Origin of the sequence: Acidovorax sp. LjRoot66 (genome assembly GCF_964253305.1) — a bacterium.
Taxonomy (GTDB): domain Bacteria; phylum Pseudomonadota; class Gammaproteobacteria; order Burkholderiales; family Burkholderiaceae_C; genus Acidovorax.
In genome coordinates this window covers 3,778,102-3,792,794 of the sequence record NZ_CAXUQU020000001.1, presented here as the reverse complement: position 1 = coordinate 3,792,794, position 14,693 = coordinate 3,778,102, and the positions used below count along the sequence as shown (strand labels likewise).

Here is a 14,693-nt window from a genome sequence, read left to right as displayed (position 1 = left end):
TGGTATAAATGGGCATGTCCCTTGCAATGCCCATGGCCATCGCGGCCCAGTCCACGTCGGTTGGCCCCGAGACCATCCGCGCCCTCGAAGAACGCGCCTTCAATGCCTGGCCCGCGCGCCAGAGCGTGCTGCATGGCGGCTGGGTGTTCCGCCTGTCGGGCGGCTTCACCAAGCGCGCCAATTCGGTGAACGCGCTTGCATCGAACGCATCCTTCAGCGGCGTGCGCGCTGCGGCCGAGGCGCTGTATGCCCGCCACGGCCTGCCGCCGGTGTTTCGCATCTCGCCATTGGCGCCTACCACAGCGGACCAGGAACTGGCCGATGCAGGCTACACGCACTTCGATCCTTCTTTGGTCATGGCAACCGCCGGGCTGGATGCGGCGCAGGCCCATGCGTGCGTGCAGATCGAAACCACCCCCACGGCCGCGTGGCTGGATGGCTTTGCCGCAGCCAATGGTGTGGCGGCGCAGAACCACGCGGTCCACCATGCCATGGTGCATGCGATCGCCCTGCCCTGCGCCTTTGCCACCTTGCATGACGGCGCAGGTCGAACCATCGGCTTCGGGCTGGCGGTGCTCGAACGGGGGGCCATCGGGCTCTATGACATCGTGGTCGATCCTGCCCTTCGCGGGCGGGGCCATGGCAGTGTTCTTGTGCGCGCGCTGCTGCAGTGGGGGTGCGATGTGGGGGCGGGGTCGGCTTATCTGCAGGTGCGGGCGGTCAATGGGGTGGCTCAGCGGTTGTATGCGGGGCTGGGGTTTGTGGAGGTTTATGGGTACCACTATCGGATTCCGCCGGTGAAGGCTTGATGGGTTTGTGGCGATGGTTGCTGTTTGCCTTGGTTGAGGGCGGAGGCCGGGTCTCGGCCCGGCGGCCGAGGCACTTGTTCTTTGCTTCGCCAAAGAAAAGTGCCCAAAAGAAAGGCGACCCCGCTGCCCGTGTCCCCCTCGCCCGGGGGCGAGGGGGCAGCCTGCGATGCTCGGTCCTGGGGTGACGCCGAAGAACTCCCTGCGCTGCCTCTGCGAGGCAGCTCCGGTCAAACAGCTTCGGCGAGCCAGATGACGAGGCGCGTGTCCTTCGGCACGCGCTCACCCCAGGCCCTGCGCTTCTCGGCACGGTCAGAAGGGGGTGGACGCGGGCTCCACTCGGGCCATTGCTTCGCTCGGCCCGGTGCGCCTTCGCTGCGCTTGGCCTGGGCAGGGCTATTGCGCCACTTGCGTCGGCAGCGCGCACCGCGCGCGTCCCCGACCCCAGGCGTAGCTGCGAAAGCAGCAGCCGTGCGGTACCCGCTCCCCACCCCTGCTGGCTGCGCCGAGAAGCGCAGGAGCTGGGGTGGGTGCGTGTGCCGAAGGACACACGCACTTCGTGCTCTAGCTTGCCGATGCTGTTTGAGCGGAGTTCGAAGAACGCAGCGAGTTCATCGGCACCACCCCAGATCCGAGCATCGCAGGCTGCCCCCGTTCGCCCGACAGGGCGAACGGGGGACGCAGACTGGGGGCCGCCTTCTCTTTGGTGACTTTCTCTTGGCGGCCAAGAGAAAGTTACTGCGCCGCCGGGCGCATATCCCGGCCTCCGCCCTCAGCACAGGCACACAGCTCGCGCAGCACACCATCCGGCACGAAAAAATGGCCGCGATCAGCGGCCACTCTTCAGAACCCAAAACCCATCATCACTTAGGCAGCAGAACCTTGTCCACCACGTGAATCACCCCATTGGACTGGTACACATCCGCAATCGTCACATTCGCCATACCACCCTTTTCGTCGGTCAGCGAAATGGTCTTGCCACTGGCCTTGGCCGTGAGCGTGCCCCCAGCCACAGTCTTGATGCTGGCCATGCCCTTGCCATCGGCAATCATCTTCGACAAGGCCGCCGCATCCCACTTGCCCGCCACCACGTGGTAGGTCAGCACGGTGGTCAGCGTGGCCTTGTTCTCGGGCTTGAGCAGCGTGTCCACCGTGCCGGCAGGCAGGGCTGCAAACGCGGCATTGGTGGGTGCGAACACGGTGAACGGGCCTGGGCCCTTCAGGGTATCGACCAGGCCGGCAGCCTTGACTGCTGCCACCAGCGTGGTGTGGTCCTTGGAGTTCACGGCGTTGTCGATGATGTCCTTGCTGGCCATCATGGGGGCGCCGCCCACCATCACATCGGCGGCCAGAGACGGGATGGCTGCGGCAGCCAGGGCTGCGGCGATACCGATGGACGCGAGGCGGGCATTGAAACGGATGGTCATGAAAATCTCCTGAAGTCGATTGATGGACTGACTGGTTGTCTTTGACCGCATGAGAAATGCCACGCGGCTGTCAATCAATACGGCGCCCGCCACGCATCGGATGCAACCGCAGAAAAAAAGCCCAAAAAAAATCGCCCCCAGCGCTGGCCGGGGACGATCGATCTGTAGGGTCCGGGCTTTGCCGAGCCCTGCCATGCGTGGCTAGATGGTGCGGCCGAAGGGTCCGTCCGAACCCACCTGCACCAGGTTCTTGTCCGTCGCCAGCGGCTTGGGGTTCTTCTTGGTGGGCTTGGCTGGCACTTCCTCGGCCACGCAGTCGGCGTAGTAGCGCACGTGGCCGCCCTCGTCCTCGACCTCGACCAGGCCATGGATGTCGGTCTCGAAGCCCGGGCACAGCTTGGCGAATTCGCGGGCGAACTTGAGGTAGTCCACGATCTTCTTGTTGAACACTTCACCGGGGATCAACAGCGGAATGCCCGGTGGGTACGGCGTGACCAGGCCCACGGTGATGCGGCCTTCGAGCTGGTCGATCTCCACGCGCTCGGTCTTGCGGTGCGCGATGTGCGCGTACGCGTCCGATGGCTTCATGGCAGGCGTCAGGTCCGACAGGTACATCTCGGTCGTCAGGCGCGCGATGTCGTACTTGGCATACATCTCGTGCACGTGCTGGCACAGGTCCTGCAGGCCCATGCGCTCGTAGCGCTTGTGCTGCTGGCAGAACTCGGGAAGGATGCGCCACATGGGCTGGTTCTTCTCGTAGTCGTCCTTGAACTGCTGCAGCGCGGTGAGCAGTGTGTTCCAGCGGCCCTTGGTGATGCCGATGGTGAACATCACGAAGAAGCTGTACAGGCCCGTCTTCTCGACCACCACGCCGTGCTCGGCCAGGTACTTGGTGACGATGGACGCGGGGATGCCGGTCTTGTCGAACTTGCCGTCCAGGTTCAGGCCCGGCGTGACGATGGTCGACTTGATCGGGTCCAGCATGTTGAAGCCGTCGGCCAGTTGGCCAAAGCCGTGCCACTTGGCGCCGGCCTTCTTGCTCTTGCTGTCGCTGCGGATGATCCAGTCTTCCGCACGGCCCATGCCCTCTTCCACGAGCTTGTCGGGGCCCCAGACCTTGAACCACCAGTCCTTCTTGCCGAAATCGTTTTCGATCTGGCGCATGGCGCGGCGGAAATCGAGCGCCTCCAGGATGCTTTCCTCCACCAGCGCGGTGCCGCCGGGCGGCTCCATCATGGCGGCCGCCACGTCGCAGCTGGCGATGATGCTGTACTGCGGGCTGGTGCTGGTGTGCATCAGGTAGGCCTCGTTGAAGAGGTGGCGGTCCAGCTTGGTGGTCTGCGAGTCCTGCACCAGCACGTGGCTGGCCTGGCTGATGCCGGCCAGCAGCTTGTGGATGGACTGGGTGGCATAGGTCACCGAGTGCTTGGGGCGCGTGCGCTTCTTGCCCATGGCATGGTAGGTGCCATAGAAGGGGTGGAAGGCCGCGTGCGGCAACCAGGCTTCATCGAAGTGCAGGTTCTCCACGTAGCCGTCGAGCATGCCCTTGATGGTCTCGGTGTTGTAGAGCACGCCATCGTAGGTGGACTGCGTGAGCGTGAGCACGCGCGGCTTGACCTTGGCAGCGTCCACACCCTTGAGCAAGGGGTTGGCCTTGATCTTGGCCTGGATGGCCGCCGGCTCGAACTCACTTTGCGGAATGGGCCCGATGATGCCGAAGTGGTTGCGCGTGGGCTTCATGAACACCGGGATGGCCCCGGTCATGATGATGCTGTGCAGGATGGACTTGTGGCAGTTGCGGTCCACCACCACCACGTCGCCCGGGGCCACCGTGTGGTGCCACACCATCTTGTTGGAGGTGCTGGTGCCGTTGGTCACGAAGAAGCAGTGGTCGGCGTTGAAGATGCGCGCGGCATTGCGCTCGCTCTCGCCGATGGCGCCGTTGTGGTCCAGCAGCTGGCCGAGCTCTTCCACCGCATTGCACACGTCGGCGCGCAGCATGTTCTCGCCATAGAACTGGTGGTACATCTGGCCCACCGGGCTTTTCAGGAAGGCCACGCCGCCCGAATGGCCGGGGCAGTGCCAGCTGTACGAGCCGTCTTCGGCGTAGTCGAGCAGCGCCTTGAAGAACGGCGGCTGCACGCCCTCCAGGTAGCTCTTGGCCTCGCGGATGATGTGGCGCGCCACGAATTCGGGGGTGTCCTCGAACATGTGGATGAAGCCGTGCAGCTCGCGCAGGATGTCGTTGGGCAGGTGGCGGCTGGTCTTGGTCTCGCCGTGCACGTAGATCGGCACTTCGGTGTTCTTGCGGCGCACTTCACCGATGAAGCTGCGCAGGCTCAGCACGATGGGGTCGAGCCCCTCGCCCACAGTGAACTCCTCGTCGTCGATGGACAGGATGAACGCACTGGCGCGGCTTTGCTGCTGCGCGAACTGCGACAGGTCGCCATAGCTGGTGACCCCCACCACCTCGAAGCCCTCGGCCTCGATGGCCTGCGCCAGCGCGCGAATGCCCAGACCCGAGGTGTTCTCGGAACGATAGTCCTCATCGATGATGATGATGGGAAAACGAAACTTCATGCGCAGCCTCCGTGAAACCGTGCCCTGCCGGCCAAAAAACGAAATAGGCGCGAAGTGTAAGGAATAACGAAGTCAGGCCTTTGACCTGGGGTTCTTTTGACCCAGAATGTGGTGGATTAAGAACAGACACACAGGCTGTTCAGAATCGAAAGAACACACAACACAGGAGGAGGTACACATGGAGGAATCCACCATCTGGTGGCTGGCGGCAGGGATCGTCGTGGTGGCAGAAATGCTCACGGGCACGTTTTACCTGCTCATGATGGCCGTGGGCCTGGTTGCGGCGGCCTTGGCCGCGCACATGGGCCTGTCTTCGGCCTTGCAGATCATCGTTGCGGCCCTGGTGGGCGGCGGGGCCGTGGTGGCCTGGCACTTTGCCAGGCGCAAGCGCCCGGGCGACCCATCACCGCGCGCAGACCGCAGCGTGAACATGGACGTGGGTGAAACCATCCTCATCGAGAGCTGGAACCCCGATGGCACCACCACCGTGAAATACCGGGGCGCCATGTGGACGGCCATCCACCGCCCGGGCGTCACCCCTTCCACCGGCATGCACCGGGTCGCCGAACTGGTGGGCAACCGCCTGCTGGTCGACCCCATGTAACCCCAACGTTCAAGAACACTGAAAGTCGTCCATGGACAAAACCTACATCGCACTCGTCATCATCGTCATCGTGGCGGTCTTCATCATCCGCAGCTTCAAGCAGGTGCCCCAGCAGAACGCCTGGGTGGTGGAGCGCCTGGGCAAGTACCACAGCACGCTGGCGCCTGGACTCAAGCTGATCATCCCGTTCATCGACAAGGTCGCCTACAAGCACAGCCTCAAGGAAATCCCGCTCGACGTGCCCAGCCAGGTCTGCATCACGCGCGACAACACGCAGCTGCAGGTGGACGGCATCCTGTACTTCCAGGTGACCGACCCCATGCGCGCCAGCTACGGCTCGTCCAACTACATCATGGCCGTGACGCAGCTGGCCCAGACCTCGCTGCGCTCGGTGATCGGCAAGCTCGAATTGGACAAGACCTTCGAAGAGCGCGACATCATCAACGCCCAGGTGGTCCAGGCCATCGACGAGGCGGCCCTGAACTGGGGCGTGAAGGTGCTGCGCTATGAAATCAAGGACCTGACGCCCCCGGCCGAAATCCTGCGATCCATGCAGGCCCAGATCACCGCCGAGCGTGAAAAGCGCGCCCTGATCGCCGCCTCCGAGGGCCGGCGCCAGGAGCAGATCAACATCGCCACTGGCGAGCGCGAGGCCTTCATCGCCCGCTCCGAAGGTGAAAAGCAGGCCCAGATCAACAACGCCCAGGGCGAGGCCGCAGCCATCATGGCCGTGGCCGAAGCCACCGCCCAGGCCATCGAGCGCGTGGCCGCCGCCATCCGCCAGCCCGGCGGCGAACAGGCCGTGCAGCTCAAGGTCGCCGAAAAGGCCGTGGAGGCTTACGGCAAGGTGGCCGCCGATGCCACCACCACCCTCATCGTGCCCAGCAACATGACCGAGGTCTCGGCCCTGATTGGCTCAGCGATGAAGATGGTGCAGACAACGCAAAGAACCGTGTGACACCACGCTCCGGATGACGGGAGCGAGAAGGCAGCGGAGCGTTTTTTTGCTCCGCTCCGCCCCAACTTCCAAAAGCAGCCCAAACCTGTGGCTATAATCGAAGGCTTAGGAGAGGTGGATGAGCGGTTTAAGTCGCACGCCTGGAAAGCGTGTGTGGGCTAATCCCCACCGCGGGTTCGAATCCCGCCCTCTCCGCCAAAGATACAACCCCAAGTGGCTCACGCTGCTTGGGGTTTTTTCTTGGCTGTGCGGCCTTGCCCGGCCCGCATGCAACCGCCCCAGATCGGCAACCGGAGACAACGCGCATGAGGCTGTCAACCATCTGCCAACGGGCCATGCCCTTCCCCGAAGTGACCGAAGAGCAGCACCACGATTCCGTAGCGCTGCAGAACAAAGGCAAGATCTTCGCCACAGCGCAGGACAACAAAACAGCGCACAGGGCGCCAAGCGCGCGATCTGCCGGCTGATGGCGAGGTGATCCGCGAGCTGTGCGCGAGCGGGCAATGGCAGGGGACGCGCCTGCCCCAGGCCCGAAAGCCTGAATTTGCGCCCCCGGATCGAGAAGTAGTTAACACTCCAGCGCGGCCGAAGGCTTGTTCCCCAGGCCCTTCAGACCTAACCTTGGCGCACCTGGAATCATCGATCCACAACGCCAAGCCGGCATTCCAGGAGTCAAGTGCGTGAGCTGCGGCAGGCACCCAAGCATCCCCAGCCCTTCCTGCCCTTCCAACTGGAGTAGTCCGATGAAGCATTTCTGCCTCTTGGCCATCACCGCGGCGATCGCGGCCCACAGCCCGCTCGCAAGCGCGCAGGCAACCCTCAACCTGAACGATGGCGCGTTGCGCATCCCCAGCCTGACAGTGGGAGCCGATGTATATACCAACGTGGTGCTGCGCTACGGCGCAGACGGGCGGTTCGGCCTGGAAGCAGCCACGCCCCCGGCCGGCAACCCGGGTGGTGGTGGCGGCGGCGGCGCAGCCCAGACCCTCCAGCTGGCCTATGCGCCCCAGCCGAATACCCAGTACTGGTACAACGCGCAGGGCCGGGTCGTCGCCACCTGCTCGAACCTGCCCCAGGCGGCCATCACCCTCAAGATCCCGGCCGGTGCCACGGCCCAGGCCAAGGTGCCGTTGGTGATTAGCCTGGCGGGCTGGGCTCCCAATGGCAATCCGCCGGCACCCGTGCCGCAGGACCCGGCCGGGATGGACCAGTTCAGCGCTGCCGGCATGGCCGCCGCCACCTTCGAGTACCGCGGCTGCGACAACTGGAGCAGCCCGCTGATCGCCCGCACCAACGTGAACGAGACCTTCGACATCGCCAGTTCGGACTTCGGGCTGGGCCTGGCCGCGATCAAGGCCGCCGTCGCCGAGCGCAACCTGCCCATCGACACCAGCCGCATCGTCGTGGCCGGCACCTCGTTCTCAAGCAACCTCATCTTCACGGTGGCCACCAAGCACCGGCTGCAGGGCGCCATCGCGCTCGCCGGGGGCTGCGACTACGACTGCAATGCCACCGGCACGACCTACGAGCAGCCCAACGATTTCCGGGTCAACGGTGCCGCCATCCGCGTCGCAGCGGTCTCGGGCAGCGCCGACCAGCTGTTTCCGCCGGTCGGTCTGGGCAGCTCGGGCTACGGGGCCTCGGGCGCCCGGGCGCGCATCCTGACGGCCATCCCCGACGGGGCCAGGAAGCCCGCTGCGTTCTACACCTACGTCGCACCAGGCGCCGGCCATGAGGTCAATGCAGCGATGTGGGCCAAGGCGCGTACGTTTGCGCAGTGCATGACCAATGTGCGTCCAGCGGCAGACTGCGCGGCGGACGACCGCTGAGTCGGGGCGCCAGGCCTCAGTGCTGCAGCGCGCTGCGGCGCTCGTGCTTGGCCTGGTACATGGCCTCGTCCGCATGGCGGATGGCCGCGTCGGCCGTATTCAGCCCGGGGTCGGAGCAGACGACGCCCACACTGGCCCCCGGGTACTCCAGGGTGCGCTGGCCGGCCAACGGAATGCGGCACACCGTGGCCTGCTGCAGGCGCTGGCGCAGGCTGTGGATGGCTTCGTCGGCGTCTTGCTCGCGCTGCGGGCCCGGGCCGACGAAGACGAACTCATCCCCGCCGAACCGGCTCAGGAAGTCGCTTTCGCGCATGGCAGCGCGCAATTGGCCGGCAATGGCGCACAGCAAGGCGTCGCCCGCCTCATGGCCGTGGCTGTCGTTGACCTGCTTGAAGCCGTCGAGGTCGAGAAAAGCCACCATCACCATGCTGCCCGAGCGCCGTGAGCGCGCCTGCAGCCGCTCCAGCTCTTCGAACAGGGCGCGGCGGTTGGGCACGCCGGTGAGGGGGTCCAGCAAGGCCATGGTGGACAGCAATTCGTTCTTGCGCTGCAGCTCCTCCAGCAGTTGCTCGCGCTCGACCTGCTGGGCAATGAGGCCGGCGAACAGCTGCAGGATTTTCTCGGTCTCGGGAGTGAGTTCGGTGCGCTCGGCACTGGCTGCGCACAGCGTGCCATAGACCGCGCCGTCGGACAGCCGCACCGGCATGCTCACATAGGTCTGGATGCCCAGGGCGGCTGCAGCCTCCGAGTCGCCCCAGCAGCCCTGCACGTCGGCCGTGAACATGCGGCCTTCCTTGAGGGCGCGGTAGCACAGGGTGTCGCCCCAGGGCACGGTCAGGCCCTCGGGAATCTCCATCTTGCGCGTATTGCGTGAGTACAGCACGTGCTGCAGCGCGCGCTGGAAGTCGATGGTGGTCAGGTAGGTGGATTCCAGCCGCGTGACCTTCTCCAGCATCTCCAGCAGCGGGCGGGTCAGTTCTTCCAGCGTCTTGGCCTGGACGACGGAGTCGGAAAGTCGGGCGAGAAGCGGGTCCATGGCAGCAGCAACGATGGGGTACATGGTTGGCATGTCAGTCCACCTGCGGACGCAGCCCATGCTGGCAATGTACGCCAATTGTGGCAATTAATTTATTGCCACACGAAGAAATGCAGGATAGAGCCGCTTTTTGCTATCGAGCTGCAGCCGCTGCGGGCGATCCAGCAACCTGTCATGACGTGCAGCAACTCACCTTTCCCTCACACAGACACGCCCTCCAGTTCCTGCGCGGCAAACACCTCGCGCGCCGCGGCCAGGCCGTTGAGCGCCGCCGGGAAGCCCGCGTACACGGCCATCTGCATGATGACCTCGACGATCTCCTCGCGCGTAACGCCCACGTTCAGCGCTGCCTGCAGGTGCACCTTGAGCTGCGGCGCGGCATTGCCCATGGCGGTGAGTGCCGCAACCACGGCGATCTCGCGGCTGCGCAGATCCAGGCCGGGGCGCGAGTAGATGTCGCCGAACGGGAACTCGATCAGGTAGCGCGCAAAGTCCGGCGCGATGCTGGCCAGGCTGTCGATCACCCGTTCGCCGGCCTCACCGTCGATTTCGCGCAGTTTGGCCAGGCCCTGCTGGTAGCGGTCGGGGGCGGGATGTTTGGGGAAGGCTTGAAGCACTGGGTTTCCTTTTAGGTGGCGGGGGTGCGGTTGGAAGGGAACGCGTCTCCAAGGCCCGGTAGTGGGCGATCTTGTCCTGCAGCGCCCCGGCGGAGCGCTGCATGGACTCGATCATCGCCAGCACGTCGGCCAGGTGCTGCTCCAGCATCTGGAGCCGATCTGGCACGGTCGCATTCCCTTCGCCGCGAAGCCTGGCGAAGGCCTGCATCTGCCCGATGGGCATGCGGGTCTCGCGCAGGCGCAGCAGGAATCCGATCCACTCCATGTCCGACGCCGCATAGCGGCGCTGGCCGCCGGGTGCGCGGTGGACGGGCGCGATCAGCCCTGCGCGCTCGTAGTAGCGCAGGGTGTGTGCGGTCAGTCCGGTGCGCTCGGCGACCTCGGAGATGGTGAGATGGAATGCCATGGGACCGATCCTAAAAGTTGGAGTGCACTCCAAGTCAAGGGATTAAAGCGCACCTATCATCGCTGGAAGATTCGCTGCGCCAGCGCACCTGCAACCCCCAAGGAATCCCATGAACAGCCATCTGGCCCCGGTCGATCTGACCAAGGCCTACCGCCTTCTCAACCACGGCCCCACGGTGCTGGTCTCGGCCCGCCACGCCGGGGTGGACAACGTGATGTCCGCCGCCTGGGCCTGCGCGCTCGACTTTGCGCCACCCAAGCTCACGGTGGTGATCGACAAGGCCACGCGCACGCGCGCGCTGGTCGAGCACAGCGGCCATTTCGTGATCCAGGTGCCCACAGCCGCGCAGATGCAGCTCACGCACGACGTGGGCAACACCAGCCTGCACCAGGACAAGGACAAGCTGCGCCACCACGGCGTGGAGCTGTTCGGCATCGAAGGGCACGACCTGCCCTTCGTCGCAGGTTGCTCGGCATGGCTGGCCTGCCGGCTCATCCCCGAGCCGCACAACCAGCAGGCCTACGACCTCTTCATCGGCGAGGTGGTGGGCGCCTGGGCCGATACGCGCGTGTTTTCGGGCGGCCACTGGCACTTCGAGACGGCCGGACCCGAGTGGCGCAGCCTGCACTATGTGGCCGGCGGGCAGTTCTATGCGATTGGCGAATCGCTGGTGGCGAAGACGGCCAGCAAGGCCTGAGAGTCTTTCGTCCATGCCCGCCTTGCACGCCAAAACACCCCGGCTCGTCGAAAGCAAATGCTCGCCATAGCCCGAGCCATGGCTGCGCTTTGCGCCTAGATCCGAGGCGTGTTGACGCGCTCCTCGGACACGGCCAAAAAAACTCCCAGCCTCTGAAACCGGCGCTCCATGGCACACATCACTTCTGCTGCAACAGCGCACCGGCCGCAGCGCCGCCAGGCACCCGCACCTGCGGCAGGCAATCGGGGTACTCGCGCTGGATGAAGGTCACCAGCGCCTCGCGCACGCGGCAGCGCAGGTCGAACGCCAGGCCCGAGGAGCGGGCCGAGACCAGAACGCGGATCTGGATGGTGCGGTCCGTCGCCTCGGTGAGCTGCAGCACGCTCACGCGCTGGTCCCATTCTGGCGCACCATCGAGCACGCGCTTGAGCTCCTCGCGCAGCGGGTCCAGCGGCAGCGCGTAGTCGGCGTAGATGAAGACGGTACCCAGAATCTCGGAGCTGGTGCGCGTCCAGTTCTGGAAGGGGTGCTCGATGAACCACTGCAGCGGGATGATCAGGCGCCGCTCGTCCCAGATCTTGAGCACCACGTAGGTGCCGGTGATCTCCTCCACCCTGCCCCACTCGCCCTCGATGATGAGCACGTCGTCGATGCGAAACGGCTGGGCCAGCGCGATCTGCAGGCCCGCGATCATGTTGCTGAACACCGGCCGCGCGGCGATACCCGCGACGATGCCCACCACGCCGGCCGACGCCAGCAGGCTCGCGCCCACCTGGCGCGCGCCGGGAAAAGTCATGAGCATCATCGCCAGGCCGGCCATCACCACGGCCGTCATGGCGGTGCGCGAGAGCACGCGTGCCTGGGTGGCGATGCGGCGGGCGGTGAGGTTGTCCTCCACATCGGCCGGGTGCTTGGCGATGACCCCGTCGGCCAGCCCGCCGATGGCCGCGATCAGCAGCCAGCAGGTGCCGGCAATGGCGGCCAGGCCATTGAAGTGCCGCACCGTGGCGATGTGGCGCAGCTCATCGCTGGACGCCTGCCACACCAGCTGCAGCGCCATCAGCGGCAGCAGCAATCGCACCACCGGCACGCAGGCCTCGAACACCGCGTGCAACACGGGCACCTGGCCTGTGGCCCGCCGGAGCACCATGGTGGCAATGCGGTGCACGATGCCCGCCACCACAACGGCAGCCACGGCCACCGCGCCGGTGTGGGTCCACGAAGTGGGGTCGAACCAGTCCATCACATCCATGCGGGTACGGCAGGGGGCGTCCCCTGCATCGGCAAGGCATGGCGCCTGGGCTCTCGGGTATCCGGCATAGGCGGCTCCGCAAACGGTGAAGCCGCCATTGTCGAAAATTGCTGCACAGCAGCATGTCAGCCAATGCCGACAATGCTCCATAGAGCCTGATGTGGTTGGCCTTGATCAGTTGTACCGTGGCCCTGGCCTCGCGGTCCGTTGCCGCAGCAGTATGTTCTGGCTGCACCCGGCAATAACGCACTTTCTGCGGCTCCCCGCCCAGTTCTCCGACTGGATGCAAATCCGTAGGACACCGCCTACCGGGTGATGCGCGCGATCGCCGCATGCAGCATCTGCGGCGTGCAGGGCTTGGGCAGGACCTCGAAGCCCAGGTGGTGGATGTGGTCGAGCTGCTCGGCGTAGCCGGTCATCAAAAGCAGCTTCTGCGCGGGCCATGTGGCGCGGATGTGCGTGGCCAGGGCCACGCCGTCGATCTCGCCGGGCATCACCACGTCCGACAGCACCAGGTCGGGCCGTTCGCCCTGCTCCAGCAGCACACGCGCCTTGGCCGCACGGTCCATCCGCGTCACGCTGCAGCCCAGCGATTCGAGGATGGGCACCAGGGAGGCCGCGACCTCGTCGTTGTCTTCCACCACCAGCAGGGTCTTGCCCAGCGGGGCCAGCGACGGAGCGGGGCCCGCTTCCTCGCTCGCCGCCTGCGGCTCCGTGCTCGGAAAGTACAGGCGGATGCGCGTGCCGACCCCCTCTTCGCTGGCAATCTCGGCCCGCCCACCCATGCGCTGGCACATGCCGTACACCTGGCTGAGCCCCAGGCCCGTGCCCTCGCCCACGGGCTTGGTGGTGAAGAAGGGCTCGAACACCTTGCTGAGCAGCTCCGGCGGGATGCCCGTGCCCGTATCGGCCACCTCGACGAGCACCATGGCGGGCATACCCTGGCCCGCTTCGCTCTCGCTGGCGTTGCGCGCATGGATCTCGAGGGTGCCGCCCTTGGGCATGGCGTCCCGCGCGTTGATGGAGAGGTTGAGCAGCGCCAGCTCCAGTTCCGCCAGGTCCAGCACCACGGGGGCGGTGGCGGGGTCCACCCGCACCTGCAACTGCACCTGGCTGCCCAGCACGGGGGCGATCAGGTCCTGGATGGAGGGCAGTTTGTCCTGCAGCACGACATGCTCGGCCACCAGGGGCTGGCGGCGCGAGAAGGCCAGCAACTGGCGCGTGAGGTTGGTGGCCGACTTGACGGCCCGGGCGATGGAGTCGAGCTGGCGGGTACCCGCGTCGGGCACCGTGCGCTTGAGCAGGTGCAGGTTGTTGCTGATGACCATCAGCGCGTTGTTGAAATCATGCGCCACGCCGCCCGTGAGCCGGCCCAGGGCCTCGAGCTTTTGCGCCTGCAGCAGGGCCTCTTCGGCGCGGCGGCGGGTGACGATCTCCTTTTCCAGGCTTTCCATGGTCAAGAGCGCGGTGCGGGCATTGCGCAGCGCCATGCGCGCGGCAAAGAACAGCGCGGCCACGGGCAGCGCGCCCAGGGCGAACAGCGCGCCCAGCTGGCGCAGCACTTCGTTGCGCAGCGCAGTCAGGTTCATGCCCGTGCCCACGAACAGGGGGTAGCTGCCCACCTTGCGGTAGGCGATGATCCGGTCCTGCCGGTCCACCGACGAAATGCCACGCATCTGGGCAGCCGCTTCGCCCTTGAGCAGGCGTTCCATCACCGGGCTGCTCGGTGCCAGCCGGTCGGGTGCATTGGCGACAAGGGGCCAGCGCGTGTAGATGGCGCCGTCTTCGCGGAACAGGTTCACCGCCAGGCCGGGCTCGTCGGCCACCAGGTCGCTGTAGAAGTCCTGGAAGTACCCGGCGAGCAGGCTGACGTTGACGACACCCCCGAACTGGCCATTGTGGTCCTCGAAGCCGATGCTGATGTCGATGATCTTCTCCTGCGTGGTCCGGGCGACCAGAGGCGCCGAGAGGTAGCGCTGGCCCGGCGGCTGCAGGCGGTGGAACTGAAAGTAATCGCGGTCAGACACCTCGAACACCGGTACCTGCGCAAACCGGCTGCTGGCGATGGGCTTGCCCTCGGCATCGATGACCCAGATGGACTGGATCTGCGGCTGGTCCTTGACCCGGGCGAGCATGGCCGCATGCAGGTCGGCAGCATGGATGCGCAGCTCCTGCGGGCTCCTGCCGCTGACCATGGCCAGCACCCGGTCCTGCAGCGCCTCGGACGCGGCCATCACCTTGGCCGCATGCTCATGCGCCACCCTGAGCGAGCGGCTCACGCGCAACTCGGACTCCTCGCGTGCATCCACATAGCCCACAGCCCCGAACACCAGGTAGATGAACAAGGGCACGGCCACGCTCAGCAGGACCAGCAGCCGAAGCCACTTCACCGAGGCCCGGGCTCTGGACTGGTTGTCTTCACGCACCACCGGTGGTTCCCATGTCGTTGTTCCCAGGATTGGCTGCCAGTTGTTGTTCGGG

The 14,693-nt window shown here is 65.6% G+C and carries 13 protein-coding genes and 1 tRNA gene; 7 read left to right on the top strand and 7 right to left on the bottom strand.

The window, feature by feature from the left end; genetic code table 11:
• Positions 1 to 14: 14 nt before the first annotated feature.
• Positions 15 to 809, top strand: coding sequence for a GNAT family N-acetyltransferase (locus ACSQ3Y_RS17910; RefSeq protein ID WP_436178308.1), 795 nt, complete (start codon positions 15 to 17; stop codon positions 807 to 809).
• A gap of 860 nt (positions 810 to 1,669) precedes the next feature.
• Here the strand turns inward: ACSQ3Y_RS17910 and ACSQ3Y_RS17905 are convergent.
• Together ACSQ3Y_RS17905 and ACSQ3Y_RS17900 are read right to left on the bottom strand one after the other, a co-directional pair.
• The gene (locus tag ACSQ3Y_RS17905; protein ID WP_428000876.1) at positions 1,670 to 2,233 is read right to left on the bottom strand and encodes a fasciclin domain-containing protein; all 564 of its coding nucleotides are present in this window, start codon (positions 2,231 to 2,233) and stop codon (positions 1,670 to 1,672) included.
• A gap of 201 nt (positions 2,234 to 2,434) precedes the next feature.
• Positions 2,435 to 4,813: an arginine/lysine/ornithine decarboxylase gene (locus ACSQ3Y_RS17900; protein ID WP_057267442.1), complete on the bottom strand. Its 2,379-nt coding sequence runs from the start codon at positions 4,811 to 4,813 to the stop codon at positions 2,435 to 2,437.
• Between the two features lie 178 nt (positions 4,814 to 4,991).
• On the opposite strand from ACSQ3Y_RS17900, the gene ACSQ3Y_RS17895 reads away from it, so the two are divergent.
• The 5 genes from ACSQ3Y_RS17895 to ACSQ3Y_RS17875 all read left to right on the top strand — a co-directional run bounded on the left by ACSQ3Y_RS17895 (position 4,992) and on the right by ACSQ3Y_RS17875 (position 8,204).
• Positions 4,992 to 5,417: an NfeD family protein gene (locus ACSQ3Y_RS17895; RefSeq protein ID WP_428000877.1), complete on the top strand. Its 426-nt coding sequence runs from the start codon at positions 4,992 to 4,994 to the stop codon at positions 5,415 to 5,417.
• A 31-nt stretch (positions 5,418 to 5,448) separates the two neighbouring features.
• Positions 5,449 to 6,375 (top strand): SPFH domain-containing protein, encoded by a 927-nt coding sequence (locus tag ACSQ3Y_RS17890; RefSeq protein WP_057202880.1) that lies wholly within the window; start codon positions 5,449 to 5,451, stop codon positions 6,373 to 6,375.
• Positions 6,376 to 6,483: 108 nt separating this feature from the next.
• Positions 6,484 to 6,573, top strand: a tRNA-Ser gene (locus tag ACSQ3Y_RS17885).
• A 107-nt stretch (positions 6,574 to 6,680) separates the two neighbouring features.
• Positions 6,681 to 6,842: a hypothetical protein gene (locus ACSQ3Y_RS17880; protein WP_436178307.1), complete on the top strand. Its 162-nt coding sequence runs from the start codon at positions 6,681 to 6,683 to the stop codon at positions 6,840 to 6,842.
• Between the two features lie 276 nt (positions 6,843 to 7,118).
• Positions 7,119 to 8,204: a hypothetical protein gene (locus tag ACSQ3Y_RS17875; protein ID WP_057202881.1), complete on the top strand. Its 1,086-nt coding sequence runs from the start codon at positions 7,119 to 7,121 to the stop codon at positions 8,202 to 8,204.
• Positions 8,205 to 8,220: 16 nt separating this feature from the next.
• On the opposite strand, the gene ACSQ3Y_RS17870 is transcribed toward ACSQ3Y_RS17875, so the two are convergent.
• The 3 genes from ACSQ3Y_RS17870 to ACSQ3Y_RS17860 all read right to left on the bottom strand — a co-directional run bounded on the left by ACSQ3Y_RS17870 (position 8,221) and on the right by ACSQ3Y_RS17860 (position 10,263).
• Positions 8,221 to 9,240, bottom strand: a complete 1,020-nt coding sequence (locus tag ACSQ3Y_RS17870) for a sensor domain-containing diguanylate cyclase (protein WP_436180134.1) — start codon at positions 9,238 to 9,240, stop codon at positions 8,221 to 8,223.
• 200 nt (positions 9,241 to 9,440) lie between these two features.
• A complete protein-coding gene (locus tag ACSQ3Y_RS17865) occupies positions 9,441 to 9,857 on the bottom strand; it encodes a carboxymuconolactone decarboxylase family protein (protein ID WP_428000879.1) in 417 nt (138 codons plus the stop codon).
• On the bottom strand, positions 9,778 to 10,263 hold the full coding sequence (locus ACSQ3Y_RS17860; RefSeq protein ID WP_436178306.1) for a MerR family transcriptional regulator: 486 nt from the start codon (positions 10,261 to 10,263) through the stop codon (positions 9,778 to 9,780). Before ACSQ3Y_RS17860 ends, ACSQ3Y_RS17865 begins: the two co-directional genes overlap by 80 nt.
• A gap of 109 nt (positions 10,264 to 10,372) precedes the next feature.
• Here ACSQ3Y_RS17860 and ACSQ3Y_RS17855 point away from each other — a divergent pair, with 109 nt between their 5' ends.
• Complete coding sequence (locus ACSQ3Y_RS17855; protein ID WP_428000880.1) at positions 10,373 to 10,960, top strand: flavin reductase family protein; 588 nt, start codon at positions 10,373 to 10,375, stop codon at positions 10,958 to 10,960.
• 178 nt (positions 10,961 to 11,138) lie between these two features.
• On the opposite strand, the gene ACSQ3Y_RS17850 is transcribed toward ACSQ3Y_RS17855, so the two are convergent.
• The gene (locus tag ACSQ3Y_RS17850; RefSeq protein ID WP_428000881.1) at positions 11,139 to 12,212 is read right to left on the bottom strand and encodes a mechanosensitive ion channel family protein; all 1,074 of its coding nucleotides are present in this window, start codon (positions 12,210 to 12,212) and stop codon (positions 11,139 to 11,141) included.
• Positions 12,213 to 12,517: 305 nt separating this feature from the next.
• Positions 12,518 to 14,638, bottom strand: a complete 2,121-nt coding sequence (locus tag ACSQ3Y_RS17845) for an ATP-binding protein (protein ID WP_436178305.1) — start codon at positions 14,636 to 14,638, stop codon at positions 12,518 to 12,520.
• Positions 14,639 to 14,693 lie beyond the last annotated feature (55 nt).